The organism is Serratia sp. 121840015-1, assembly GCF_053627655.1.
Genome location: NZ_JBSEYF010000002.1, coordinates 195,660 through 219,476, shown reverse-complemented (window position 1 = coordinate 219,476; position 23,817 = coordinate 195,660). Strand labels below are relative to the sequence as shown.

The 23,817-nt window shown below is 59.8% G+C and carries 20 protein-coding genes; 15 read left to right on the top strand and 5 right to left on the bottom strand.

Annotated features, from left to right (window positions below; all coding sequences use genetic code 11):
* Window positions 1-25 precede the first annotated feature (25 nt).
* From deoC to ACUXAC_RS14390, 5 genes are all read left to right on the top strand, one after another.
* Entirely contained in the window at window positions 26-739 is a 714-nt protein-coding gene (gene deoC / locus ACUXAC_RS14410) for a deoxyribose-phosphate aldolase (protein WP_373275280.1), read from the top strand.
* 65 nt (window positions 740-804) lie between these two features.
* Complete coding sequence (locus ACUXAC_RS14405) at window positions 805-2,334, top strand: xylulokinase (protein WP_308343358.1); 1,530 nt, start codon at window positions 805-807, stop codon at window positions 2,332-2,334.
* Window positions 2,331-3,662: an L-fucose:H+ symporter permease gene (gene fucP, locus ACUXAC_RS14400; RefSeq protein WP_308343359.1), complete on the top strand. Its 1,332-nt coding sequence runs from the start codon at window positions 2,331-2,333 to the stop codon at window positions 3,660-3,662. Before ACUXAC_RS14405 ends, fucP begins: the two co-directional genes overlap by 4 nt.
* A 1-nt stretch (window position 3,663) precedes the next feature.
* Window positions 3,664-4,056: a VOC family protein gene (locus tag ACUXAC_RS14395; RefSeq protein WP_308343360.1), complete on the top strand. Its 393-nt coding sequence runs from the start codon at window positions 3,664-3,666 to the stop codon at window positions 4,054-4,056.
* 1,249 nt (window positions 4,057-5,305) lie between these two features.
* Entirely contained in the window at window positions 5,306-5,950 is a 645-nt protein-coding gene (locus ACUXAC_RS14390) for an acyl-homoserine-lactone synthase (protein ID WP_070913710.1), read from the top strand.
* Here the strand turns inward: ACUXAC_RS14390 and ACUXAC_RS14385 are convergent, their stop codons facing one another.
* Entirely contained in the window at window positions 5,951-6,667 is a 717-nt protein-coding gene (locus tag ACUXAC_RS14385) for a helix-turn-helix transcriptional regulator (protein WP_060422019.1), read from the bottom strand.
* A 214-nt stretch (window positions 6,668-6,881) separates the two neighbouring features.
* Between ACUXAC_RS14385 and ACUXAC_RS14380 the strand changes: the two genes are divergently transcribed.
* Window positions 6,882-7,640 carry a DeoR/GlpR family DNA-binding transcription regulator gene (locus ACUXAC_RS14380; RefSeq protein ID WP_086580906.1) on the top strand — a complete coding sequence of 253 codons (759 nt, stop codon included), beginning with the start codon at window positions 6,882-6,884 and terminating at the stop codon, window positions 7,638-7,640.
* A gap of 60 nt (window positions 7,641-7,700) precedes the next feature.
* On the opposite strand, the gene lptG is transcribed toward ACUXAC_RS14380, so the two are convergent.
* The gene (gene lptG, locus ACUXAC_RS14375; protein ID WP_019453290.1) at window positions 7,701-8,771 is read right to left on the bottom strand and encodes an LPS export ABC transporter permease LptG; all 1,071 of its coding nucleotides are present in this window, start codon (window positions 8,769-8,771) and stop codon (window positions 7,701-7,703) included.
* Window positions 8,771-9,865, bottom strand: a complete 1,095-nt coding sequence (gene lptF, locus ACUXAC_RS14370) for an LPS export ABC transporter permease LptF (protein ID WP_141971221.1) — start codon at window positions 9,863-9,865, stop codon at window positions 8,771-8,773. The genes lptG and lptF overlap by 1 nt, the downstream gene beginning before the upstream one ends.
* 282 nt (window positions 9,866-10,147) lie before the next feature.
* Here lptF and pepA point away from each other — a divergent pair, with 282 nt between their 5' ends.
* From pepA to ACUXAC_RS14345, 5 genes are all read left to right on the top strand, one after another.
* Window positions 10,148-11,659, top strand: a complete 1,512-nt coding sequence (gene pepA, locus ACUXAC_RS14365; protein ID WP_004933352.1) for a leucyl aminopeptidase — start codon at window positions 10,148-10,150, stop codon at window positions 11,657-11,659.
* Window positions 11,660-11,891: 232 nt separating this feature from the next.
* Window positions 11,892-12,341 carry a DNA polymerase III subunit chi gene (locus tag ACUXAC_RS14360; protein ID WP_019453292.1) on the top strand — a complete coding sequence of 150 codons (450 nt, stop codon included), beginning with the start codon at window positions 11,892-11,894 and terminating at the stop codon, window positions 12,339-12,341.
* A 12-nt stretch (window positions 12,342-12,353) separates the two neighbouring features.
* Window positions 12,354-15,230: a valine--tRNA ligase gene (locus tag ACUXAC_RS14355; protein ID WP_055315506.1), complete on the top strand. Its 2,877-nt coding sequence runs from the start codon at window positions 12,354-12,356 to the stop codon at window positions 15,228-15,230.
* Window positions 15,231-15,430: 200 nt separating this feature from the next.
* Complete coding sequence (locus ACUXAC_RS14350; protein WP_004933360.1) at window positions 15,431-15,934, top strand: GNAT family N-acetyltransferase; 504 nt, start codon at window positions 15,431-15,433, stop codon at window positions 15,932-15,934.
* 226 nt (window positions 15,935-16,160) lie between these two features.
* Entirely contained in the window at window positions 16,161-17,768 is a 1,608-nt protein-coding gene (locus ACUXAC_RS14345) for a GMC family oxidoreductase (RefSeq protein WP_225529138.1), read from the top strand.
* 15 nt (window positions 17,769-17,783) lie between these two features.
* On the opposite strand, the gene miaE is transcribed toward ACUXAC_RS14345, so the two are convergent.
* On the bottom strand, window positions 17,784-18,548 hold the full coding sequence (gene miaE / locus ACUXAC_RS14340; protein ID WP_454266726.1) for a tRNA isopentenyl-2-thiomethyl-A-37 hydroxylase MiaE: 765 nt from the start codon (window positions 18,546-18,548) through the stop codon (window positions 17,784-17,786).
* A 177-nt stretch (window positions 18,549-18,725) separates the two neighbouring features.
* Window positions 18,726-19,151, bottom strand: a complete 426-nt coding sequence (gene rraB, locus ACUXAC_RS14335) for a ribonuclease E inhibitor RraB (protein WP_025305115.1) — start codon at window positions 19,149-19,151, stop codon at window positions 18,726-18,728.
* Between the two features lie 162 nt (window positions 19,152-19,313).
* On the opposite strand from rraB, the gene argF reads away from it, so the two are divergent.
* The 4 genes from argF to pyrI all read left to right on the top strand — a co-directional run bounded on the left by argF (window position 19,314) and on the right by pyrI (window position 23,808).
* A complete protein-coding gene (gene argF / locus ACUXAC_RS14330; protein WP_048321256.1) occupies window positions 19,314-20,333 on the top strand; it encodes an ornithine carbamoyltransferase in 1,020 nt (339 codons plus the stop codon).
* A gap of 195 nt (window positions 20,334-20,528) precedes the next feature.
* Complete coding sequence (locus ACUXAC_RS14325; RefSeq protein ID WP_197806371.1) at window positions 20,529-22,097, top strand: ABC transporter substrate-binding protein; 1,569 nt, start codon at window positions 20,529-20,531, stop codon at window positions 22,095-22,097.
* Window positions 22,098-22,395: 298 nt separating this feature from the next.
* Window positions 22,396-23,331, top strand: a complete 936-nt coding sequence (gene pyrB / locus ACUXAC_RS14320) for an aspartate carbamoyltransferase (protein WP_038879020.1) — start codon at window positions 22,396-22,398, stop codon at window positions 23,329-23,331.
* 12 nt (window positions 23,332-23,343) lie between these two features.
* Complete coding sequence (gene pyrI, locus ACUXAC_RS14315) at window positions 23,344-23,808, top strand: aspartate carbamoyltransferase regulatory subunit (protein ID WP_038879023.1); 465 nt, start codon at window positions 23,344-23,346, stop codon at window positions 23,806-23,808.
* Window positions 23,809-23,817: the final 9 nt, after the last annotated feature.

The window sequence follows — 23,817 nt, the reverse complement described above, 5'->3', positions numbered from 1 at the left end:
TGAAAATAAAAGAAGGATAAACGCAATGAATGAAACAACCAGAAGCATGGCCAGATTGATCGATCTGAGCGCAGTGCAGGCCACCAATACCGAGGAAGACGTGCGCCTCTGCGCCGCGCTGGCCAGCCGCTATCACATCATCTCGGTGCACGTGCTGCCGTGCTGGACGCGTTTCCTCAGCACCCTGCTGCCGGAGCACGGCCAGGCGGACGTGATGATTGGCGGGCCGGTCGGCTTTCCCGGCGGTGGGCAGACCACCGATCTCAAGGTGCAGGAGGTGCGCCAGCTGATCGCCGAGGGCGCGCGCGAGGTCGATATGGTGGTGAACATCGGCAAGGTGCTATCGGGGGATTACGACTATGTGCGCGAAGATCTGCGCCGGGTAGTCGAGGCCGCCGCGCCGGTGCCGGCCAAAGTCATTCTGGAGACGCACTATCTGAACGAGCAGCAGATCCGTCGGGTGTGCGACATCGCCGTCGAGGTCGGCATGGCTTGGGTGAAAACCTCCACCGGCTGGGCACCGACCGGCGCTACGGTAGAGAAAGTAGCGATCATCGCCAATCAGTTGCGTGGCCGCATCCAGATCAAAGGGGCCGGCGGCATTCGCGATCTGGACACGGTGCGCGCGTTGTATCGGCTGGGCGTACGCCGCTTTGGCATGAGCGCGGCGGCTACCCAGCGCGTGCTGGAGCAGCTCGAACAGGATCCAGGCCTGTTCCCGGAACTGAACGATAACTAATCTTGCGCGATCTCAGCGCACGCTTCTGCGGGTGGCCCGCGCCATCCGCCACGGGAGTGATAACAATGAAAGATTTACTTCTTACCCTTGATATCGGCACCGGCAGCACCCGCGCCGGGCTGGTCACCAACACCGGGGAAATCCTTGGCTTCGCGCAGCGCGAGTACGAGCAGATCACGCCGCAGGCCGGCTGGTCGGAACAACCGCCTTCGCTGTGGTGGCAGTGCGTCTGCCAGTGTACGCAGGAGCTGCACGCGCGCTACGCCGAATACTGGCCGCGTATCGCTGCCGTCGGCGCCTGCGGGCAGATGCACGGCACGGTCTTGCTCGATGCCGACGGCGAGCTGGTCGTCGATCGCGCCATGCTGTGGAACGACAAACGCTCGCAGCAGCAGGTAGCCAGCTTTAGCCACCAACAGCCGCCGCAGCCCTGGCTGGAACTGTTGAACAATCCCCCCACCGCCGCCTGGCCGGCGTTCAAGCTGGCCTGGCTGCGCGAGCATCACTCATCGCAGTGGGAACGCATCGCTACGGTGTTGATGCCAAAGGATTACGTCAATTTCCGGCTCTGCGGCGTGCGCGCCACCGACTACAGCGAAGCCTCCTGCTATTACCTGATGGACAGCGCCACGCTGCAGTGGTCGCCAGAGGCGCTGCGGCAGTTCGGGTTGCGTGCCGATCAGTTGCCCGCCATCCACCTCTCCAGCGATGTGATTGGCCACATTACGTCCGCAGCGGCGAGCGCCACCGGTCTGCCGTCGGGCGTGCCGGTGGTAGCGGGCACGGCGGATATGGCCGCTACCCTGCTCGGTTCCGGCGTCTATCAGGCCGGCATCGCCTCCGACAGCACCGGCACCTCCACGCTGCTCACCGTGGTCTCGGAGCACCCGCTGCTCTCTGCCAGCGTCAACAACCTGCACCTGGCCAACTCGGCCTGGGGCGGTTTTACCCTGCTCGATGCCGGTGGCGACGCTATGCGCTGGGCGCGTTCGGCGCTAAGCGCCGGCCAACTCAACCATCAGCAGATGCTCGATATGGCGGCCGAGGTGCCGCCGGGTGCCGAAGGGCTGCTGTTCCTGCCCTACCTGACCGGCGAGCGGCTGGCGGAACACACCAACTCGCGCGCGCAGTTCTTCGGCCTGCAGCGCAAGCATGGGCAGCCGCATCTCTACCGCGCGGTGCTGGAAGGCGTAGCGCTGGCCTCCCTGCGTAATCTGCAGCAGCTCAGGCGCCACGCACAGGAGCCGGAGGCAATGATTGCCTCCGGTGGTGGCGCACGCAGCCCGCTGTGGCTGCAGATCAAAGCCTCGGTCTATAACCTGCCGCTGCTGCAGACGCGCAATCAGGAGAACGGCACCACCGGCTGCGCGATCGTCGCCGGGGTCGGCGTCGGGCTGTTCAGCAGTTTTGCCCAGGGGGTGAGCCGCACCGTCAGCATCGAGCGCGAATTTACTCCCGATCCGCGCCAGCACGAACACTACCTGCGCTGCTTCGAGCTGTTCGAACAGCTCTACCGCCAGGCGCAACCCCTCTACGAACAGCTTGACGTTATTAGCTCGTTCTCTTTTTCTCCGGATGAAGGAACACCGCAATGAGCGACTCTCTGATTAACAAGGGCGACATCGCGCAGCACGCCGCGGCCGAAAGTATCGACCGCAGCGCCTATCTGCCCGCTACGCCCTGGCTGCAGCTGATGCTGGTCTGCTGCCTGTTCGCCCTGTGGGGCATGGCCGGCAACCTGAACGATATTCTGATCGCCCAGTTCAAAAAGGGGTTCGATCTGTCGGATACCCAAACCGCACTGGTGCAGTCGATCTTCTTCCTCGGCTACTTCGTGATGGCGCTGCCCGCCGCAGCGGTGATCAAACGCTACTCGTACAAGGTGGCGATCGTAATCGGCCTGTGCCTGTACGCGCTCGGCTGCTTCCTGTTTATCCCGGCAGCGCAGATCATGACCTACGGTGCCTTCCTGGCCTGCCTGGGGGTGATCGCCACCGGGCTGTCGTTCCTGGAAACCTCCGCCAATACTTACTCCAGCCTGCTGGGGCCGCTGGAAACCTCCACCCAGCGCATCAACTTCTCGCAGATATTCAACTCGCTGGGGATCATTTTTGGCGTATTGATCGGCCAGCAGCTGGTGTTCGGCAAAAACGATCCCAGCCACGCCGAGCTGCTGCAGATGGCACCGGCGGCGGCCGAAGCGGCACGCACCCAGATGGTGTCGCAGGTGGTCACACCTTATCTGATCATCGGCAGCGTGCTGATCGTGTTGGCACTGATCTTCGTGGCGGTGAAATTCCCCGCCTGCAAAACCCAACGCTCGCACCAGGGAGCGGGCAAGCCGCTGATGCAATCGCTGAAGATCCTGCTGGCACTGCCGCGCTTCCGATTGGGGGTGCTGTCGCAGTTCCTGTATGTCGGCGCGCAGGTAGGGCTGTGGAGTTTCACCATTCGTTTTGTGCAAATGATTGAACAGGGGGCAACCGAGCATTCGGCCACCTACTGGCTGCTGGCCACGCTGGTCTGTTACTCGGCCGGCAAGGTGGTCACCACCGCGCTGATGAAAAAGTTCAGCCCGGCGCGGTTGCTCGGCGTGTTCTGTTCGGTATGCGTGCTGCTGTTGCTGCTGGCCGTCAACATCCAAAGCCTGCTGGCGGTAGTGGCGATCATGGGCGTCAACTTCTGCATGGCGCTGTGCTGGCCAACCAACTTTGGCCTGACGATCAAAGGGCTGGGCGAAGAAACTCAGGTGGCCGGTTCGATCGTGGTGATGTCGATCATCGGCGGCGCGGTGGTGCCGTTACTCATGGGCATCATCTCCGATCTCAACGGCGGCGATATGCAGATCGCCTTCGCCGTACCGCTGGTCTGCTTCACCTACGTCGCCTTCTATGGCTTCTACTGCGCGCGCAAGGGGATTTGATATGGCACACCGGATTAACGGGTTGATGCACGTCGGCCTGCGCTGCGCCAATATCGAACGAGCCGCCGGCTTCTATCGTTCACTCGGTTTCGAACCCCGGCAAACGCTGGCGCTCGACGGCCCCGTAACCGTACAGTTTTTGCAGTTGGGTGAGCTAACGCTGGAGTTATACCAGCTGCCCGCCGAAGGGCTGATTCGCCCCGCCAGCGCCTATGGTATCGATCATATCGCTTTGCGGGTCACCGATCTGGCGGCCACGCAGCATTGGCTGGCGGAGCTGGGGTATCCGGTGATTGAAGGGCCGACGCTACAGCCCAGCGGCGCCAACGGCGTGCGCTATCTGATGATCGCCGGGCCGGACGGTGAGCGGGTGGAGTTCAGCCAACCGCTGTAATGTTTCTTCCCACATAGCACAAGGCCCGATGGCTGTTATAAGCCATCGGGCCTCATTCGCTTTTTTGTCAGCTCACGAGCCTTTACCGCCATAGCCATACACCTTATCGGCCATCGCCTACATTTCCTCAATCGCCCTACCGGGCAGCGCCAAATAATCCCCAGCCGCAATGACAACGCTGAAAATAATTGCATAACAATGTGTCAGCCAATAAAAATGAGTTTACGTAACATTGCAGGAACAATATTTTTTCATTTATGGCAGTCATGGCTGGAATAAGCCAATGGGAACGGGGTTGTCAGGGGAGGGATGTTATTTGTTGAGAGGGGATTTTATCTGGAACCAACAGAAAATAGCGTGCATACGTAACAAAACAGCAACCCAAAGCTAAAAACCAGCAGAGAACACTTGCCTCTGCTGAGTTGATAGCTTTAAGATGGTGTAAGAAAATTTTCCCTGGTGTTGGCCGATCTTGGCAGCCTGACCCTACGAGGTCAGGTTTTTTTTATGTTTTTTTCATCAAAAATTGACTAGAAAAGTGTATCGCCTTAGGGAGTTAGAAGCTAGTTAGACTAAAGTATAGTACCCCACTAGACCTTCATCAGTTCAGTTGGGTTATTATTTCACATAGCGGAAATCGGCTGCCAGCACTATTTTTCGCTCTGTATCTCAGCCGCCACGGTGTTCTATCAAGACCACCACACATAGCTCATTTCACCCAGCAGCCCAACATACCCGCAGAACCATCACGAAATAGCACCGTTCCTGTCATTACAATAATGTGATCTCTATCAGATATTTTTTAAGATAGAATTTAACCGCTGCAGGAGTTCAGGTCCTGGGACATCACCAGCCGCCCTTTACACGCTTATTACTCTGTCGGCCGACAAAGTCATGCCTTATCGGCATATCTCCAGTAAGAAAATATCACCAATTCAATATTAAAATAATGATAACGCCATTCATTATAAAATTACTGGTTAATATTTCGCCATGGCAGGCAACGTCTGTCAGCCAATGATAGCAAATTGAAATCAACTCCTGCCTTATCGGCCAGGGCGTTCAATCTCGCCGACTTGCTGTGTTCACCGTTCAATTGCCCTGAAACTGCCTTGCCACACGGCATAATAAGGTTAGCGCCGATCGCTTAAAAAGCCTTATCATTCTTACGCACCGGCATGCTCGTAGTGAAACTTCTCTGATGTTACTGGATAAAGTTATTTCTCTTAATTTATTCAAAGGTAACATTATGTTTAATATTTACAGCACCAACTACGCATCAATGAGCACCGAAAAATCAGCAGATCTTTATGTTTTAAGAAAAAACGTCTTTAAAGATAGACTGCAATGGGCCGTGAACTGTTCAGACGGCAAGGAGCTGGATGAGTTTGATAATGATAAGACAAACTATATATTTGGCGTAAAGGACAACATGATAGTTTGTGGTACCAGGATGATTGATATGAAACACAAGAATATGCTGAACAGCGCATTTTCCTCTTTCTTTCATGACGTCGTCATTCCAGAGGGGAATTTCATCGAGTCCACACGCTTTTTCGTCGATAAAGAAAGAACCCAGTCACTGCTGGGCCGCCGGTTTCCTGTGACTCTGGCGCTGTTCTTGTCCCTGATCAACTATGCGCGGCAACACGGCTATGACGGCATACTGGCCGTCTCCAGCCATCCGATGTTGCATATCATCAAAAGCTCCGGCTGGAATGTCACGCTGCTGAAGACAGGCATGTCGGAAAAGAACGAGCCCGTTCATTTGCTGTTGGGCCACGTTGATCGTCAGAGTCAGGAGACATTAAAAAGCAGAATATTCAAAAAGTTGAATACGCAAGACGAGCACATGCTAAACGCCTGGCCGTTGAGCGACGAGCCTGCGTTCTAATTACCCCACCGGTTTAATCAGCTGAAGTTCCATCCCTAAACGGATAGCATGCCGGGCATTCGCCACCCCCAACTTTTTGACAATGTTACCCATATGAAACTTGATGGTGCAGGTTTTGATCCCCAGGATTATGCCCATTTCCTGGTAAGTTTTCCCCACGCTGGCCCAATAGAGGATCTCGTTTTCTCTCTCTGTAAAACGGGCATTTTTTTCCTGGCGTGCGGTGTTTTTTTCCGACAGTGAAGTCAGCGTTAAATACATCTCATGGGTCGATGCCAGCAGCAACGAGATATCGCCTTTATGCTGGTTCAGCATCTGCATGATTTCCGCCTTGCGCTCGGCTGCGAGGGTAAAGGAAAGGGTCACCAGATTATTATTAAAATCATGTAACACGAAGGTATAGCCGTCGGCTACGCCGAATTCGCGTGCTTGCTCGAACAACTCAGAAAAGCGGAAGCCGGCGCCGGCCATGAGATTCTCATCCCAGGCAAAAGGCGTCAGGCGATTGAGCGCCGTAATGACTACCGGATCGGTATATTGCAGCCCTTGCTCTTTATATTGCTTTACCCATTCACCGGGATAATTGGTGACGCCAAAGATACATGACATATCTTTCTTGGATAACACCACGTAGGCCCAGATAAGCTCGCCGAAATCACCTAATGCCGCTTCTAGATGCTTGCTGATAATGTGACTGATATTCTCTTCATATTCCATTAACTGCCTGCCCCCTACCCAATACGTCGCTGGGTAGACTATATCAAAAAGGACCGGCGGACCGTAACCTTCGCATCTTGCACGGATAACACCTGGTGGGATAACGCCTGGTGGAATATTACCAGCGGCGGCCGGCAAGCGCTTTGCCTGCCGCCGATACGCGGGGTATATTAGCCGCACATCCATTGTGCCGGTCAGGAGTGAATGAGTGAGCATGTTCGCAGAAGAGCGCCAGGAAAAACTTCTCGCCATTCTCAAGGAGAAGCGCAAGCTCTCCGTAGGGGAAATGAGCTCGCGCTTTAACGTCTCCGGCGCCACCATCCGCACCGATCTGCGCATTCTGGAAGACGCCGGTATGCTGACACGCACCCACGGCGGCGCCATTCTGCGCACCCGCGCCAGCTTCGAGGTCGGCTCCGATCAGCGTGAAGAGGTGAACCTCAGTGCCAAGGAGCAAATCGGTCAATTGGCCGCCGGCCTGGTGGAAGACGGCGACATCATCGTATTGGATACCGGCACCACCACCCTGCAGATCGCCCGCCATCTGCGCCAGCGCCGCAACCTGACCGTGGTCACCAACGATTTCATGATCGCCAAGAGTCTGGAAGACGTCGAATCGATCCAGATCATCCTGCTGGGCGGCATCGTCAAAAAGGGTTATCACTGCGCGGTCGCCATCAACGGCCGTTCGCTGCTGGATACGCTGAACATCGACAAGGCGTTTATGGGCGCCAATGCATTGTCGCTGAAACAGGGCGCCTGCGTGGCCGACATCATGCTGGCCGAAACTAAGCGCGCGATGGTGGAACATGCCAATCAGGTGATCGTGGTATGCGATCACTCCAAGCTGAGCAACACCTCGCTGGCGCAGTTCGCCTCCCCTGCCCAGATCGACACTCTCGTGCTGGATCGCCTGCCGGAAGACGCGCAGGCCTATCAGGATGCCGGCATTGCGCTACTGAGCGTCGGCTGATCCCTTCAACAAAAAAGCGCGGCCCCGCGGCCACGCCTTTCTTCACTACCGCTCGCCACGCTACTTGCGTTTGAGCAGCATATACACGCTGATCAGCAGGAACAGCATGCTCGGCAGCAGCGCGCCCAGCACCGGCGGCATGCTGTAGACCATGCTCAGCGGGCCGAAGATCTGATCCAGCACGTAGAACAGGAAGCCGAAGCTGATGCCGGTCACCACGCGGATACCCATCGGCACACTGCGCAGCGGGCCGAAGATGAACGACAGCGCCATCAGCATCATCACCGCCACCGACAGCGGCGAGAAGATTTTGCTCCACATGTTGAGCTGGTAACGGTTGGATTCCTGGCCGCTCTGCTTCAGGTACTTCACGTAGTTGTGCAGCCCGCTGATGGAGAGCGAATCCGGATCCAGCGCCACCACGCCCAGCTTGTCCGGGGTCAGGTTGGTTTTCCATTCGCCGGTCAGCGTCTGGGTACCGGTCACCTGTTTCGGGTTGGTCAGATCCGAGGTGTCCACCTGCGAAAGCTGCCACAGGCCGTTCTCGAAGCTGGCGGTAGCGGCATAGCGCACCGTTTCCAGGCGACGCTGGTCGTTGAAGTGGTAGATGTTCACGCCGGAGAGTTCTTTATCGCCGGAGACGCGCTCGATGTAGATGAAGTCGTTGCCGTCCTTCGCCCACAGCCCGCTCTTGGTGGAGAGCAGCGAGCCGCCGTACATCTGCTGGGCGCGGTAGTTACGCGCCATCTGCTCGCCCTGCGGCGCCACCCATTCGCCGATCGCCATAGTCAACAGCACCAGCGGAATGGCGGTTTTCATCACCGAGCCGGCGATCTGCAGGCGGGTGAAGCCGGAAGCCTGCATCACTACCAGTTCACTGCGCGTCGCCAGCTGGCCCAGGCCGAGCAGCGCGCCGAGCAGCGCCGCCATCGGGAAGAAGATCTCGATGTCTTTCGGCACGCTCAGCAGGGTGTACATGCCGGCGCTCAGCGCGGTGTACTCGCCCTGGCCGACCTTGCGCAGCTGATCGACAAACTTGATGATGCCGGACAGCGACACCAGCATGAACAGCGTCATGATGATGGTGTTGAAAATCGTTTTACCGATATACCGGTCTAATACGCCAAACATCAGGCCGCTCCTCTCAGGCGTGCGCGCAGCTTGCGCATCGGCACGGTATCCCACAGGTTCAGCGCCAGCGCGATCGCCAAGTAAACGCCGTTAACCAGCCACAGCCACAGCATCGGATCCAGCTTGCCCTTGCCGGCGTTGGAGCGCAGCGAGGTCTGCAGCAGGAAGAAGATCAGATACAGCAGGATGGCCGGCAGCATGCTCAGCACGCGGCCCTGGCGCGGGTTTACCACGCTGAGCGGCACCACCAGCAGCGCCATCAGCGCCACCGACACCACCAGCGTCAGGCGCCAGTGCAGCTCGGCGCGCGCGTCAGGATCGTCGGATTCCCACAGCGTCTGCATCGACATCTGTTCGGATTCGGTGTTGTCCGCCACCACGGTACGGTGGCCAATCACCGCCTTGTAGTCGGTGAAGTCGGTAATGCGGAAGTCACGCAGCAGCGCGGTGCCTTCAAAGCGGGTGCCCTTGTCGAGCGTCACCACCTGCGAGCCGTCTTTCTGCTGCACGATGTTGCCGTGCTCGGCCACCACCACCGACGGGCGTTGGTTGCCGTTCGGCCGCAGCTGCGCCAGGAACACGTCGTTGAAGGTGCTGCCCTTCACGTTGCCGATAAACAGCACCGCGTTGCCGTCCTGCGAGGGTTTGAACTGCCCTTCCGCCAGCCCGGCGATGCTCGGGTTGGCCTTGGCTTCATTCACCACCACGTCCTGATAACGCGAGGCCCAGGGGCCAGCCCAAAACACGTTCACCGCTGCGACCGCAGAGGTGAGCAGCGCCAGGATCATGGCGGCGATAATCAGGGTGCGTTTGCCCAGCCCGCAGGCGTGCATAACGGTGATTTCGCTCTCGGTATACAACCGCCCAAGCGTCATCAGCAAGCCGAGAAACAGGCTCAAAGGCAGGATGAGCTGCGCCATTTTCGGCACGCCCAACGCGAGCAGGGAGAGTACTAAGTTTGTCGGGATATTGCCGTCCACCGCGTCGCCCAACACCCTGACCAGGTTCTGACAAAAGAAGATCAGAAGCAGGATGAACAGGATGGCGATTTGGCTCTTGAGCGTTTCCCGTACCAGATATCTTATGATGATCACGCTTATTACGCCTGTGAAAACTTGTCTTTTTGCAGGAAAATCGATAATTTCATCGTTAATCCGCCATTTATTCTCATCATATGGCAACCTTCACAGCTAAAATAGTATTACAACATCAAGCCGTTTGGGTGTCCTATAGGAACTTGCTTATAGTCGCCAAAACAGAGCAATTTATGCCGTTCAGGTTAACATAATCCGTTAACTCAAATGGCAGGAGATCGTTACGGAGTCGGTTATTCTAGCCGTAGCGTCCGCCTTTGTCTTTAAGATTCAGGAGAGTGCATGGAGTTCAGTGTAAAAAGCGGTAGCCCGGAAAAACAGCGCAGTGCCTGTATTGTAGTCGGCGTTTTCGAACCGCGCCGCCTGTCCCCTATCGCAGAACAACTCGACAAAATCAGTGATGGTTATATCAGCGCATTGCTGCGCCGTGGCGAACTGGAAGGCAAGGTCGGGCAGACGCTGCTACTGCACCATGTGCCCAACATTCTCTCCGAGCGCATCCTGCTGATCGGCTGCGGCAAAGAGCGCGAGCTCGATGAGCGCCAATACAAGCAGGTGATCCAGAAAACCATCAATACCCTCAACGACACCGGCTCGATGGAAGCGGTCTGCTTCCTGACCGAGCTGCACGTGAAAGGCCGCAACACCTACTGGAAAGTGCGTCAGGCGGTGGAAACCGCCAAAGAGACGCTCTACACCTTCGATCAGCTGAAAAGCAACAAGGTGGAGCCGCGTCGCCCGCTGCGCAAAATGGTGTTCAACGTGCCGACCCGCCGTGAGCTCACCAGCGGCGAGCGCGCTATCCAGCACGGCCTGGCGGTGGCTTCCGGCATCAAGGCGGCCAAAGATCTCGGCAACATGCCGCCGAACATCTGTAACGCCGGCTACCTGGCCTCGCAGGCCCGTCAGCTGGCGGACGCCTTCAGCACCAACATCACCACCCGCGTCATCGGCGAACAGCAGATGAAAGAGCTGGGCATGAACGCCTATCTGGCGGTCGGCGCCGGTTCGCAGAACGAATCATTGATGTCGGTGATGGAATATAAGGGCAACCCAAATCCGGACGCTAAGCCGATCGTGCTGGTCGGTAAAGGGCTGACCTTCGACTCCGGCGGCATCTCGATCAAACCGGCCGACGGCATGGACGAGATGAAATACGACATGTGCGGCGCGGCGACCGTGTACGGCGTGATGCGCGTGGTGGCGGAGTTGAACCTGCCGCTGAACGTGATCGGCGTGCTGGCCGGCTGTGAAAACATGCCGGGCGGCCGGGCGTACCGTCCGGGCGACGTGCTGACCACCATGTCCGGCCAGACCGTCGAGGTGCTCAACACCGACGCCGAAGGCCGTCTGGTGCTATGCGACACCCTGACCTACGTCGAGCGCTTCGAGCCGGAGCTGGTGATCGACATCGCCACCCTGACCGGCGCCTGCGTGATCGCCTTGGGCCACCACATCACCGGCCTGATGTCGAACCACAACCCGCTGGCGCACGAGCTGCTGGGCGCTTCCGAGCAAGCCGGCGACCGCGCCTGGCGCCTGCCGATGGCCGACGAGTACTACGAGCAGCTGGACTCCAACTTCGCCGACATGGCGAACATCGGTGGCCGCCCTGGCGGCGCCATCACCGCCGCCTGCTTCCTGTCGCGCTTCACCCGCAAGTACACCTGGGCGCACCTGGATATCGCCGGCACCGCCTGGCGCTCCGGTAAAGCCAAGGGCGCGACCGGCCGCCCGGTGGCGCTGCTGTCGCAGTTCCTGCTCAACCGTGCAGGCCTGAACGGCGACGATTAAATACCCTTCATCTTTCAAGCTGCAGCGTTGTTGGCCGCATTCGTTCACCCCAGTCACTGACTTGATGTCAGCTCCTGGGGATGAACGAACTTGCCGCCTAGCTGCAACTTGAAATCTATTGGGTATATAATCCTCTCAGCAGCGAAGGGGTAGAGTTATCTGCTCCGTTCCCTAAAAGGGCGCAACCTACATGTTGTGCCCTGTTTTTTTTATCGGCAGCGGTGGATCCTTAATGAAACAGGCGACGTTTTATTTGCTCGACAACGCGGAACCGTCTGGCGCGCTCAGCGCCCATGAGGCCGTGGCCTGCGCCGTTGCCGCCGAACGCTGGCGTGCCGGCAAGCGGGTGCTGATCGCCTGCGAGAGCCAGGAGCAGGCCCAGCGGCTGGACGAAGCGCTGTGGCAGCGCGAGCCGCATGAATTCGTGCCGCACAACCTGGCCGGCGAAGGGCCGCACTACGGCGCACCGGTGGAACTGTGCTGGCCCGGCAAGCGCGGCAACGCCCCGCGCGATCTGCTGATCGCCCTGCTGCCGCAGTTTGCCGATTTTGCTACCGCTTTCCATGAAGTGGTAGACTTCGTTCCTTACGAAGACACTCTGAAACAGTTGGCGCGCGACCGTTACAAGGCCTATCGCAGCGTCGGCTTCCATTTGACCACGGCTACGCCGCCAACTCACTGAATACGATAAAGAATGGAAAAGACAAACAGTCAGCTCGACACCGCATACGACCCAAAACAGATCGAACAGAAGCTGTACGATCATTGGGAGAATCAGGGTTACTTCAAGCCGAACGGCGACACCAGCCAGGAAAGCTTCTGCATCATGATCCCGCCGCCGAACGTCACCGGCAGCCTGCACATGGGCCACGCGTTCCAGCAGACCATCATGGACACCATGATTCGCTATCAGCGCATGCAGGGTAAAAACACCCTGTGGCAGGCGGGCACCGACCACGCCGGCATCGCCACTCAGATGGTGGTAGAGCGCAAGATCGCCGCGGAAGAAGGCAAAACCCGCCACGACTACGGCCGTGACGCGTTCATCGACAAGATCTGGCAGTGGAAGGCGGAATCCGGCGGCACCATCACCCGCCAGATGCGCCGTCTGGGCAACTCCGTGGACTGGGAGCGCGAGCGCTTCACCATGGACGAAGGCCTGTCGAACGCGGTGCGCGAAGTGTTTGTCCGTCTGCACAAAGAAGACCTGATCTACCGCGGTAAGCGCCTGGTGAACTGGGATCCGAAGCTGCGCACCGCCATCTCCGATCTGGAAGTGGAAAACCGCGAGTCCAAAGGTTCCATGTGGCACCTGCGCTACCCGCTGGCCGACGGCGCGAAAACCGCCGAGGGCAAAGACTATCTGGTGGTCGCCACCACCCGTCCGGAAACCGTGCTGGGCGATACCGGCGTGGCGGTCAACCCGGAAGATCCGCGCTATAAAGATCTGATCGGCAAAGAGATCATTCTGCCGCTAGTCGGCCGCCGCATCCGCATCGTCGGCGACGAGCACGCCGATATGGAAAAAGGCACCGGCTGCGTGAAAATCACCCCGGCGCACGATTTCAACGACTACGAAGTCGGCAAACGCCACGGCCTGCCGATGATCAACATTCTGACCTTCGACGGCGACATCCGTCAGGAAGCGGAAGTGTTCAACACCCTGGGCGAAGTCTGCACCGACTACTGCAACGAGATCCCGGCCGAGTTCCGCGGCCTGGAGCGCTTCGCGGCGCGTAAAGCGGTGGTTGCCGCCTTCGATAATCTGGGCCTGCTGGACGAGATCAAACCGCACGACCTGACGGTGCCTTACGGCGACCGCGGCGGCGTGGTGATCGAGCCGATGCTGACCGACCAATGGTACGTGCGCACCGCGCCGCTGGCCAAAGTGGCGGTGGAAGCGGTCGAACAGGGCCAAATCGAGTTCGTGCCGAAGCAGTATGAAAACATGTACTTCAGCTGGATGCGTGACATTCAGGACTGGTGCATCTCGCGTCAGCTGTGGTGGGGCCACCGCATCCCGGCCTGGTATGACGTGAACGGCAAAGTCTACGTGGGCCGCAGCGAAGAAGAAGTGCGCAGCGAGAACAACCTGGGCGCCGACGTGGTGCTGACCCAGGACGAAGACGTGCTGGACACCTGGTTCTCGTCCGGCCTGTGGACCTTCTCCACCCTGGGCTGGCCGGAGCAGACCGAGGCGCTGAAAACCTTCCACCCGACCAGCGTGATGGTCAGCGGCTTCGACATCATCTTCTTCTGGATCGCGCGCATGATCATGCTGACCATGCACTTCATCAAGGATGAAAACGGCAAGCCGCAGGTGCCGTTCAAGACCGTCTACATGACCGGTCTGATCCGCGACGACGAAGGCCAGAAGATGTCCAAGTCGAAAGGCAACGTGATCGATCCGCTGGACATGGTCGACGGCATCTCGCTGGAAGATCTGCTGGAAAAACGCACCGGCAACATGATGCAGCCGCAGCTGGCGGAAAAAATCCGCAAGCGCACCGAGAAGCAGTTCCCGAACGGCATCGAGCCGCACGGCACCGACGCCCTGCGCTTCACCCTGGCGGCGCTGGCCTCGACCGGCCGCGACATCAACTGGGACATGAAGCGCCTGGAAGGCTACCGCAACTTCTGTAACAAGCTGTGGAACGCCAGCCGCTTCGTGCTGATGAACACCGAAGCGCACGACTGCGGCTTCAACGGCGGCGAGAAGGTGCTGTCGCTGGCGGATCGCTGGATCCTGGCCGAATTCAACCGCACGGTGAAAGCCTACCGCGAAGCGCTGGACACCTACCGCTTCGATCTGGCGGCCAACATCCTGTACGAATTCACCTGGAACCAGTTCTGCGACTGGTATCTGGAGCTGACCAAGCCGGTGGTGAGCAACGGCAGCGAAGCGGAACAGCGCGGCACTCGCCACACGCTGATCACCGTGCTGGAAGCGCTGCTGCGCCTGGCGCACCCGATCATTCCGTTCATCACCGAAACCATCTGGCAGCGCGTGAAGCCGCTGACCGGCACGACCGCAGACACCATCATGCTGCAGCCGTTCCCGGCCTACGACGCCGCGCTGGAAGACGAGCAGGCGCTGAACGATCTGGAGTGGATCAAGCAAACCATCATCGCCGTGCGCAACATCCGCGCCGAGATGAACATCGCGCCAAGCAAAGCGCTCGACGTGCTGCTGCGCAACTGCAGCGCCGACGCCCAGCGCCGCGTGCAGGAGAACCAAAGCTTTATCGCCCGTCTGGCGCGCCTGGAATCCATCGCGCTGCTGCCGGCCGGTGATAAAGGCCCGGTCTCCGTCACCAAACTGGTGGACGGCGCCGAGCTGCTGATCCCGATGGCCGGTTTCATCGACAAGGACGCCGAGATCGCGCGTCTGGCGAAAGAGATGGGCAAGCTGGATGCGGAAATCGCTTCGATCGAAGGCAAGCTGGCGAACGAAGGCTTCGTGGCGCGCGCGCCGGAAGCGGTGGTCGCCAAAGAGCGCGATCGTCTGGCGGCCTGCAAAGAAGGCAAAGTGAAGCTGCAGGAACAGCAGGCGACCATCGCCGCGCTGTAATCCACCGGCTCACGCCAACGCCTGAAAAACAGCGGGGTCTTCCCCGCTGTTTTTTTATCGCCGTTGCATCCGGGCCGGGTTAGATGTTATTACAAGATATTACTGCTGCAGGGACGCCGCCGGGAAATAACCCCCGGCGCGTTTCGTGCTGCGATAAAAACGAAAAACGAACGTGGTCTCTTTCAATGGCGAGTGTAAACATGACAACAGCAACCCCAGCGCGCCTGCTGGTGCGCCCCATCACGGCGGAAGACAATCCCGCCATTGCTCACGTCATTCGCGAAGTCTCTGCCGAGCACGGCCTGACGGCGGATAAAGGCTATACCGTCTCCGATCCCAATCTGGACGCCCTGTATCAGCTCTACAGCCTGCCGCGCAGCGCTTACTGGGTGATCGAGGTGGATGGCCAGGTCGCCGGCGGCGGCGGCATCGCGCCGCTGCAGGGCGGCGCAGACGATATTTGCGAATTGCAGAAGATGTATTTCCTGCCGGTGTTGCGCGGCAAGGGATTGGCGAAGCGCCTGGCGCTGCAGGCGCTGGATTTCGCCCGCCAGCACGGCTTCCGCTGTTGTTACCTCGAGACCACCGCCAGCCTGACGCAGGCCGTTGCGCTGTACGAACACCTGGGCTTCGAACACATCGACCACGCGATGGGCGCCACCGGCCACGTCGATTGCGAAGTCACCATGCTGAAAACGCTGTAATCGTCCCCCGCCTCTCTATCATGGCGTAGCTTGCTGCGCCATTTTATTAATATCGCAATCAATCAGTAAAACTCGCTATAACGCCGTTTTTCAAGCAGATAAACTGACGTTAAAAACCACGATGTAAATTTAATGTGAAGTTCGTTAATAAATTAACGATCGCAAATTGACCGCTTTTCCCCCCGCGTTACTCTGCCAGTATCCCAATCGCGCACGGAGAGCTGTCATGTCGGAAAATACCTTTGATTACATCATCGTCGGCGCCGGTTCCGCCGGCTGCGTGCTGGCGGCGCAGCTTATCCGCCGCACCCAGGCGCGGGTGCTGCTGCTGGAAGCCGGCGGCGACGACAATAACCTGTTCATCAAGATGCCGGCCGGGGTGGCCAAGATCATCGCCAAAAAGAGCTGGCCCTACGAGACGGAACCGGAACCGCACGCCAACAACCGCCGCATGCAGATCGCACAGGGCAAGGTGCTGGGCGGCAGCAGCTCGGTCAACGGCATGATCTACCTGCGCGGCCAGCCGCAGGACTACGACGACTGGGCCGAACGCTACGGCTGCACCGGCTGGAGCTACCGCGAGGTGCTGCCCTACTTCAAACGCGCCGAGGCCAACGAAAGCCTGTCGGACGACTACCACGGCACCGACGGGCTGCTGCCGGTCAGCGAAAACCGCTACCGCCACCCGCTCAGCATGGCGTTTATCCGCGCCGGCCAGGAGCTGAACCTGCCCTACCGCAACGACTTCAACGGCGACAGCCAGCACGGCGTCGGTTTCTACCAAACCACCACCCACAATGGCGAACGCGCCAGCACTGCCCGCACCTACCTGAAGGCGGTGCGCGACGAACGGCGGCTGGTGGTGAAACTGAACGCCCTGGCGCACCGGCTGACCTTCGAGGGCAACGTCGCCACCGGCGTGGTCTACAGCCAGAACGGCGGCGCGGAAGTCACCGCGCGCGCCACCAAAGAGGTGATCGTCAGCGCCGGCGCGGTCGGTTCGCCGAAGCTGCTGATGCTCTCCGGCATCGGCCCGCGCGACCACCTGCAACAGCTAGGCATCGAGGTGCGGGCGGATCTGCCGGTGGGTAAAAACTTCCACGACCACCTGCACATGTCGATCAACGTCAGCACCCGCGAGCCGATCAGCCTGTTCGGCGCCGATCGCGGCCTGCAGGCGCTGAGCCACGGCGCGCAGTGGCTGGCGTTTCGCAGCGGCGTGCTCTCGTCCAACGTGCTGGAAGGCGCCGCCTTCACCGACAGCCAGGGCGACGGCCGGCCGGACGTGCAAATCCACTTCCTGCCGCTGCTGGACAGCTGGGACGACGTGCCCGGCGAGCCGCTGCCGAACATTCACGGCTTCACGCTCAAGGTCGGCTACCTGCAGCCGAAGGCGCGCGGCGAAGTGCTGCTGCGCAGCAGCAACCCGCGCGATCCGGTCAAGCTGCACGCCAACTACCTCGGCCACCCGGACGATCTGGCCGGCAGCGTGCGCGCGGTGAAGTTCGGCCTGGGCTTCCTGCAAACTGCGGCGCTGAAGCCGCTGATCAAAGATCTGCTGATGCCGCAGCCGGAGTGGACGCGCGACGAGGCGCAGCTGGAAGAGTTCGTGCGCAACTTCTGCAAGACGGTGTATCACCCGGTGGGCAGCTGCCGTATGGGGCCGTCGCCGCAGGACGCGGTGACCGATCCGCAGCTGCGGGTGCACGGTTTTGAACGGCTGCGGGTGATCGACTGCTCGGTGATGCCGCAGCTCACCAGCGGCAACACCAATGCGCCGACCATCATGCTGGCGGAAAAGGCAGTGGACCTGTTGCTGGGCGCGCCGCAGTAAGGGCGCGCCTCAACGTCAGGCGGCGGCGGGCACGCTGCTGTGGAAGCGCAGCTCGCTGTCCGGCGACAGGATCAGCTCAGCTTCGAGACGGCCGAAATGCGCCACCCGTTCGCTGATGTCGCCGCCGGCGATCTGTTCCGCCAGCGTCAGGTAGTCCTGATAGTGACGCGCTTCGGATCGCAGCAGCGAGACGTAAAAGCGGTTCAGCTCGTCGTCCAGGTGCGGCGCCAGTTTGGCGAAGCGTTCGCAGGATCGCGCTTCGATGTAGGCGCCGCAGATCAGTTTGTCGATCAGCGTCGCCGGATCGTGGGTGCGGATCTCGCGGATCATGCCCTTGGCGTAGCGGCTGGCGGTGATCTTGCGATACGGGATCCCACGCGCCTGCATGATCTCCAGCACCTGCGAGAAGTGATGCAGCTCTTCCTTGATCAACAGCACCATGCGATCCGCCAGATCCTGGCCGTAGGCCGAGCCGTTTTTCGGCAAGATCTTGCGGGTGAACTGGCCCTGACGAAACAGCGTGTCCGGCGCGCCCTGCGCCTCGTGCAGAAACGCCTCGTAAGGGCGCAGCAGCGCCAACAGCGCGTCGCCGCTCTCTTTGTCCGCCACGTAGCGGCGGATCAGCCACATGCCGGTCTGCGCGGCCTTCAGCTCGCACACCAGGTGGTCGGTCAGCAACAGCTGCAGGTTTTCCGGACGGCGCGCGGCGTCGATCCAGGCGTCGGGCGTTTCACAGTGCAGGAAGCTTAAAATCGGGGCTAACAGGGATTGGTATGTCATGGCGTCATTGCCCTATGTATTTCAAGTTGCAGCTAGGCGGCCAGCTCACTCATCCCCAGGAGCTTACTTAGGTAAGTGACTGGGGTGAGGGAGTGCAGCCAACAACGCTGCAGCTTGAAAGACGACGGGGATATCAGGGGCCGGCGAAAACCGGCCCATGTGAATAAGCGGGGTTAATCAGTGGCGTTTGCCGTCGTCGTCTTCGTCGATGTAGTCGCCGTCTTCGTCATCCTCACCGTCTTCACCGTTCGGATCTTCGAAGTAGGTGCCCCAGCCGTCGTAATTGACGCCGCAGCGTTCCGCCAGCGCCACCAGCTGCTCGACCTGAGCGTCGATCAGCTCGGCGTTCAGGCCGACTTCGCTGATCACGTCGCAGCACATCACCATCGAGCCGTCTTCCACTTCCAGCTCTTCGGCGTCGGTCACTTCGTAGCCCAGCTTGAAGGCTTCAACGGCGGCCTGCTCCAGAACCTCAAATTTCTCGGCGGACAGATGGTGCTCGATGGTGTAGAGCGCGTCCGGATCGCTGCCGTCTTCCAGCAGTTCTTCGATGATCAGGCGGGTCTCTTCACGTTGTTCTTCCAGCAATTCGCGGTTTGCCATGCCTATATCCTCAAGTCAAATGGCCTTCATTCCTTCTATTTTCACACACCGCCGACATTGCTTCCACGATAAACGTGAAAGATTTCCTCGCTGGGGTTGAAATTGAATATTCATACATATAAAGTGAATTTTAATTCAATTGCACAATCAGGGAATCGGACTATGAGCACCGGCAATGCGTTCTACCAACGTCACTTTCTGAGGTTAATGGATTTCACCCCCGCCGAGCTGCAGGCGCTGCTGCGGCTTTCGGCCGATCTGAAGCAGGCCAAGAAGCAGGGTCAGGAACAGCGCCGGCTGCAGGGCAAAAACATTGCGCTCATCTTCGAAAAAGACTCGACCCGCACGCGATGCTCTTTCGAAGTTGCCGCATTCGATCAAGGCGCCCAGGTCACTTACCTCGGCCCGAGCGGCAGCCAGATCGGCCATAAAGAGTCGATGAAAGACACCGCCCGGGTGCTGGGCCGCCTGTATGACGGTATTCAGTATCGCGGCTACGGCCAGGCGCTGGTGGAAACCCTGGCGGAATACGCCGGCGTGCCAGTATGGAACGGCCTGACCGACGAGTTCCACCCCACCCAACTGCTGGCGGATCTGCTCACCGTGCAGGAGCACCTGCCGGGCAAGGCGCTGAGTGAAGTGAAACTGGCGTACATCGGCGACGCGCGCAACAACATGGGCAACACGCTGCTGGAAGCCGCCGCGCTGGCGGGCATGGATCTGCGGCTGGTGGCGCCGAAGGCCTGCTGGCCGCAGCCGGAGCTGGTGGCCGAATGCCAGGCGCTGGCGCAGCAAACCGGCGCGAAACTCACCCTGACCGAAGACATCGCCGAAGGGGTGCAAGACGCCGACTTCCTCTACACCGACGTGTGGGTGTCGATGGGCGAACCGAAAGAGACCTGGCAGGAGCGTATCGCGCTGCTGCGGCCGTATCAGGTCAACATGGCGATGCTGAAGCTGACCGGCAACCCGAACGTGAAGTTCCTGCACTGTCTGCCGGCGTTCCACGACGATCAAACCACGCTCGGCAAGCAGATGGCGCAGCAGTACGATCTGCACGGCGGCATGGAAGTGACCGACGAAGTGTTCGAATCGGCGCACAGCGTGGTGTTCGATCAGGCGGAAAACCGGCTGCACACCATCAAGGCGGTGCTGGTCGCCACGCTGAGCGAAACCCTCTGACAGTCCTCCCCTCCGCCCTGGCGCCCCCGGCCAGGGCGGCTAATATATTCCTGGAATATCAAATAGCGGATTGACCTTTGCCCGCCGCGGGCAAAGGTTCTACCGTGACAGGCCGACGGCGCTCGCGCCGTGAAAACCAACGATAACAAACCGTTCTCAGCGCCGCCTGGCGGCGCCTTCAGGGGATACACACCGATGAAAGCCAAACTCTTGCCGCTGTTCCTGCTCGCCGCCCTACCCGCCGCCGCGTTAGCCGCCACGCCGCCGAATACGCTGGTGGTGGTGCAATCGCTGGATGACATCGTCAGCCTCGATCCGGCGGAAGCCAACGAACTCTCCAGCATCCAGACGGTGCCCAGCCTGTATCAGCGGCTGGTGCAGGCGGATCGCGACGATCCGGCCAAGGTGGCGCCGGTGCTGGCGGAAAGCTGGCAGAGCGATGCGGCGGCCAAAACGCTGACGGTGAAACTGCGGCCGCAGGCGGCGTTCGCCTCCGGCAACCCGCTGACCGCCGACGACGTGATCTTCTCCTACAGCCGCGCGGTCAAGATGAACAAGTCGCCGGCGTTCATCCTCAACGTGCTCGGCTGGCAGCCGGACAACATCGACGCGCAGCTGAAGAAGATTGACGAACATACCGTGCAGCTGCGCTGGACGGCGGACGTCAGCCCGGCGGTGGCGCTGAATATCCTCTCGACGCCGATCGCCTCAATCGTCGACAGCAAGGCGGCGCTGGCCAACGTCAAAGACGGCGACTTCGGCAACGCCTGGCTGAAAATGCACTCCGCCGGCAGCGGCCCGTTCAAGATGCGCGTCTATCAGCCACATCAGGCGATCGTGCTGGATGCCAATCCCACCACGCCGGGCGACAAGCCGCAGCTGAAAAATATCATCATTAAAAACGTGCCGGATCCGGCCACCCGCCGCCTGCTGATCCAGCAGGGCGACGCCGATATCGCCCGCGAACTGGGCGCCGATCAGACCGACACGCTGAAAAACCAGCCGGGCGTCAAGGTGCTGGAGATCCCGTCCGCCGAGCAAAACTACCTGGTATTCAACACCGGCAACGGCACCAATCCGCTGCTGAACAACCCGGCGTTCTGGGAAGCGGCGCGCTACCTGGTGGATTACCAGGGCATCACGAAGGATCTGCTGAAGGGCCAATACTTCGTGCACCAGAGCTTCCTGCCGGTCGGGCTGCCGGGCGCGCTGGAGACCAACCCGTTCAGCTACGATCCGGCCAAGGCGAAAGCCATCCTGGCCAAGGCGGGCATCACCCACGCCGCCTTTACGCTCGACGTAGAGAACAAGCCGCCGTTCATCACCATCGCGCAGGCGCTGCAGGGCAGCTTCGCCGCCGCCGGCGTGAAGGTAGAGCTGCTGCCGGCGGCGGGCAGCCAGGTTTACTCCCGCGTGCGCGCCAGGCAGCATCAGGCGGCGATCCGCCTGTGGATCCCGGATTACTTCGACGCCCACTCCAACGCCAGCGCCTTCGCCTATAACGACGGCAAAAGCAGCACGGTAGCCGGACTGAACGGCTGGCAGATCCCGCAGTTGAACCAGCAGACGCTGGCGGCGCTGGCCGAAGCCGATCCGGCCAAGCGCCGCGCGCTGTACACCGCCATGCAGCAGGAGCTGCAGCGCAGTTCGCCTTACGTGTTTATCGATCAGGCCAAAACCGAAGTGGTGCTGCGCGACAACGTCAAAGGCTACCAGCAGGGGCTGAACGCCGACATGGTCTACTACGATCGCGTCAGCAAATAGCCGGCGGGCGGCCATCGCCGGCCAATCGATTGCGGGGCGGCAAAAAACGGCGTTTTAGCGCTTGCAGTAGAGAAAAGCGCGAGTATAATGCGCCACAATTTGCCAGGAGAAAGCATGAAAAACGACGTTTGTTTTGTTAGCCACAATCGACAAAACCGACTGCCTATCGGCGGCCAGCTGCCGTTGTTTCTCCTGTTGCTAAACCGATCGTTTCAAGCCCCTCATTGAGGGGCTTTTTTTTGCCTTGAGAATATCCCAAAGTCCCGCGCCACGGGCACGCGTCGAGGAGGAGTGAAAAATGGCCAACCCGCTGTATCACAAACACATCATCTCTATTAACGATCTCAGCCGCGAGGATCTGGAGCTGGTGCTGCGCACCGCCGCCGGTCTGAAAGCCAACCCGCAGCCGGAACTGTTGAAACACAAGGTGATCGCCAGCTGCTTCTTCGAAGCCTCGACCCGTACCCGCCTGTCGTTCGAAACCTCGATGCACCGCCTCGGCGCCTCGGTGGTGGGCTTCGCCGACGGCAGCAACACCTCGCTCGGCAAGAAAGGCGAAACCCTGGCCGACACCATCTCGGTGATCAGCACCTACGTGGACGCCATCGTGATGCGCCACCCGCAGGAAGGCGCGGCGCGCATGGCCGCTGAATTCTCCGGCAACGTACCGGTGCTCAACGCCGGCGACGGCGCCAACCAGCACCCGACCCAGACCCTGCTGGATCTGTTCACCATCCAGGAAACCCAGGGCCGCCTGAGCAACCTCAGCATCGCCATGGTCGGCGACCTGAAGTACGGCCGCACCGTGCACTCGCTCACCCAGGCGCTGGCCAAGTTCGAAGGCAACCGCTTCTACTTCATCGCCCCGGACGCGCTGGCGATGCCGGCCTACATCCTGAAAATGCTGGAAGAGAAAGGCATCGAGTACAGCCTGCACAGCAGCATTGAAGAAGTGGTGCCGGAGCTGGATATTCTCTACATGACCCGGGTACAGAAAGAGCGCCTCGATCCTTCCGAGTACGCCAACGTGAAGGCGCAGTTCGTCCTGCGCGCCGCGGATCTGGCCGGCGCGCGCGCCAACCTCAAGGTGCTGCACCCGCTGCCGCGCATCGACGAGATCGCCACCGACGTGGATAAAACGCCGTACGCTTACTACTTCCAGCAGGCGGGCAACGGCATCTTCGCCCGCCAGGCGCTGCTGGCGCTGGTGCTTAACGCAGATTTGGCTCTTTAAGGGGGAACCGCCATGACTCACGACAACAAACTGCAGGTCGAAGCGATCAAATGCGGCACGGTGATCGACCACATTCCGGCGCAGATCGGTTTCAAACTGCTGACGCTGTTCAAGCTGACCGCCACCGACCAGCGCATCACCATCGGCCTGAACCTGCCCTCCAACGAGCTGGGCCGCAAGGATCTGATCAAGATCGAAAACACCTTCCTGACCGAGCAGCAGGCCAACCAGCTGGCGATGTACGCGCCGAAGGCCACGGTAAACCGCATCGATAACTATGAAGTGGTGCGCAAACTGACCCTCAGCCTGCCGGATCACATCGACGGCGTGCTGACCTGCCCGAACAGCAACTGCATCAGCCGCAGCGAGCCGGTGGCGTCGAGCTTCAGCGTGAAACCGCGCGACGGCGAAGTGCACCTGAAGTGCCGCTACTGCGAGAAAGAGTTCGAGCATCAGGTGGTGTTGCAGGCCGACTGAATTCTGCCC

Coding starts and splice junctions, on each gene's coding strand:
- deoC (WP_373275280.1), top strand. CDS start 26: ATGAATGAAACAACCAGAAGCATGGCCAGATTGATCGATCTGAGCGCA.
- ACUXAC_RS14325 (WP_197806371.1), top strand. CDS start 20,529: ATGAAAGCCAAACTCTTGCCGCTGTTCCTGCTCGCCGCCCTACCCGCC.
- argF (WP_048321256.1), top strand. CDS start 19,314: ATGAGCACCGGCAATGCGTTCTACCAACGTCACTTTCTGAGGTTAATG.
- lptG (WP_019453290.1), bottom strand. CDS start 8,771: ATGTTTGGCGTATTAGACCGGTATATCGGTAAAACGATTTTCAACACC.
- miaE (WP_454266726.1), bottom strand. CDS start 18,548: ATGACATACCAATCCCTGTTAGCCCCGATTTTAAGCTTCCTGCACTGT.
- ACUXAC_RS14345 (WP_225529138.1), top strand. CDS start 16,161: ATGTCGGAAAATACCTTTGATTACATCATCGTCGGCGCCGGTTCCGCC.
- ACUXAC_RS14360 (WP_019453292.1), top strand. CDS start 11,892: ATGAAACAGGCGACGTTTTATTTGCTCGACAACGCGGAACCGTCTGGC.
- fucP (WP_308343359.1), top strand. CDS start 2,331: ATGAGCGACTCTCTGATTAACAAGGGCGACATCGCGCAGCACGCCGCG.
- ACUXAC_RS14395 (WP_308343360.1), top strand. CDS start 3,664: ATGGCACACCGGATTAACGGGTTGATGCACGTCGGCCTGCGCTGCGCC.
- ACUXAC_RS14350 (WP_004933360.1), top strand. CDS start 15,431: ATGACAACAGCAACCCCAGCGCGCCTGCTGGTGCGCCCCATCACGGCG.
- ACUXAC_RS14390 (WP_070913710.1), top strand. CDS start 5,306: ATGTTTAATATTTACAGCACCAACTACGCATCAATGAGCACCGAAAAA.
- pepA (WP_004933352.1), top strand. CDS start 10,148: ATGGAGTTCAGTGTAAAAAGCGGTAGCCCGGAAAAACAGCGCAGTGCC.
- ACUXAC_RS14355 (WP_055315506.1), top strand. CDS start 12,354: ATGGAAAAGACAAACAGTCAGCTCGACACCGCATACGACCCAAAACAG.
- pyrB (WP_038879020.1), top strand. CDS start 22,396: ATGGCCAACCCGCTGTATCACAAACACATCATCTCTATTAACGATCTC.
- ACUXAC_RS14380 (WP_086580906.1), top strand. CDS start 6,882: ATGTTCGCAGAAGAGCGCCAGGAAAAACTTCTCGCCATTCTCAAGGAG.
- rraB (WP_025305115.1), bottom strand. CDS start 19,151: ATGGCAAACCGCGAATTGCTGGAAGAACAACGTGAAGAGACCCGCCTG.
- ACUXAC_RS14385 (WP_060422019.1), bottom strand. CDS start 6,667: ATGGAATATGAAGAGAATATCAGTCACATTATCAGCAAGCATCTAGAA.
- ACUXAC_RS14405 (WP_308343358.1), top strand. CDS start 805: ATGAAAGATTTACTTCTTACCCTTGATATCGGCACCGGCAGCACCCGC.
- pyrI (WP_038879023.1), top strand. CDS start 23,344: ATGACTCACGACAACAAACTGCAGGTCGAAGCGATCAAATGCGGCACG.